Here is a 1,520-nt window from a genome sequence, read left to right as displayed (position 1 = left end):
CAGGGCTCGGGCAGTGGCAGCCAGGCGTGCATGGACCCCGGCTGCCAGCGCGCTCCCGGCAGCAGGTGGCGCAGGAGCTCACCCCGGCGCGCCAGGATTTTTCGCTGGTGTTCGATGAGCGGCATGATCTGGCGCTGGCTCACCAGCTTGCAGGCCAGCTCGATGAGCAGCGGACTCACCATCCAGCTCGACAGCCGCATCGCCTGGGCGAAGCCGTTACGAAGGGCGGGAGGGGACAACACGAAGCCGACCCGCAGGCCGCCGCAGGCTATCTTGGCGAGACTGCCGAGGTAGATGACCCGCTCCGGTGCCAGGTTGACCAGGGGAGGGAGCGCACTTTCGGGCAGCAGGCCGTTGACGTCATCCTCGACGATCAGCAGATCGTGGCGACGGGCGATGGCGACGATGGCGTCGCGCCGCGCCAGGCTCATGGTGGCCGTGGTGGGGTTTTGCAGGGTGGGGGTGAGGTAGAGCAGCTTGGCCCGGCGGGTACGGCACGCGGCATCCAGCGCCTCTGGCAGGAGTCCCTCCTCATCCATCGCCAGTCCCACCACCTGATTCTTGAGCTGGCGTGCATTGCCCAGCATGCCGGGGTAGCTCAGTCCCTCGCAAAACAGGGTCTCTCCCACGCAGCCGGTGGCAAGCAGGGCCAGCATGATGCCGTGCTGGGCCCCATGGCTGAACAGCAGGCGATCTTCGCTCGCCGTGATGCCCTGCTCGGCGAGCCAGTCGACGAACAGCTGGCGTTGTGCGGGGCGTCCCGCCTCCTTGTCATAACCGAGCAGGCCGTTGAGATCCCCCTGCGCCAGCTCGGTGAGCAGGGGCCGGATGATGGCGCCCCTGTCCAGCTGGACCGGGAGGTTCTGCCACAGCTCGATGCGCTGGCTGTCTTCATTGCGGATCACCCATTCGTTGGCGGGATCCGCCGCTCCCCTGACCCAGGTGCCGTGCCCGACCCGGGCCGCCAGCAGGCCCCGTCGCTCCGCCTCGGTGTAGGCGCGGGTGACGGTGCCCACGGTGACCCCCAGCTTGTCTGCCAGGGCCCTGTGGGTCGGCAGCCGGGTCTCGGGTGAGAGGATGCCGGTGGCGATGGCCTGCTCGATGGCCTTGACCAGTTTGAGGTAGAGGGGCCCCTCGAAAGGGGTGAGGTCGGGCGTCCAGATTGTCATGGTGACAATAAATCCGTTGATCCAAGATTGTCCGCAATATAGCGTGATTATCAGTCTTTATACAACCAACAAGCACACATTGTATCGGTACAATGTGGCGAGAAAGGAGTCTCCCCATGACCATCGAATGGTATGCCACCCTGTTTGGCTTCGCCCTGCTCACCTGCGGCACGCCTGGGCCGAACAACCTGATGTTGACGGCGTCCGGTGCCAACTTCGGCGTGCGTCGCACCCTGCCCCATCTCATCGGGGTGGCGGTGGGCCAGCCTGTGCTGCAACTGGTGCTGGCGCTCGGCTTCTATCCGCTGTTTGAGCGCTGGCCCCTGCTCAAGCTGAGCCTGCAGGTGCTGG

1 protein-coding gene and 1 pseudogene are annotated in these 1,520 nt (G+C 65.7%); one reads left to right on the top strand and one right to left on the bottom strand.

The window, feature by feature from the left end:
• Positions 1–1,169, bottom strand: a pseudogene (locus AACR77_RS21630) (aminotransferase-like domain-containing protein); the annotation flags it as partial.
• 116 nt (positions 1,170–1,285) lie between these two features.
• On the opposite strand from AACR77_RS21630, the gene AACR77_RS21625 reads away from it, so the two are divergent.
• Positions 1,286–1,520: lysine transporter LysE (locus tag AACR77_RS21625; RefSeq protein WP_042883373.1), on the top strand; the 235-nt coding region annotated here is incomplete at its 3' end.

Origin of the sequence: Aeromonas sp. ZOR0002, from assembly GCF_963866995.1 — a bacterium.
In the GTDB taxonomy this organism is placed as follows: domain Bacteria; phylum Pseudomonadota; class Gammaproteobacteria; order Enterobacterales; family Aeromonadaceae; genus Aeromonas; species Aeromonas caviae.
This window is presented reverse-complemented; position numbering and strand designations above follow the sequence as displayed.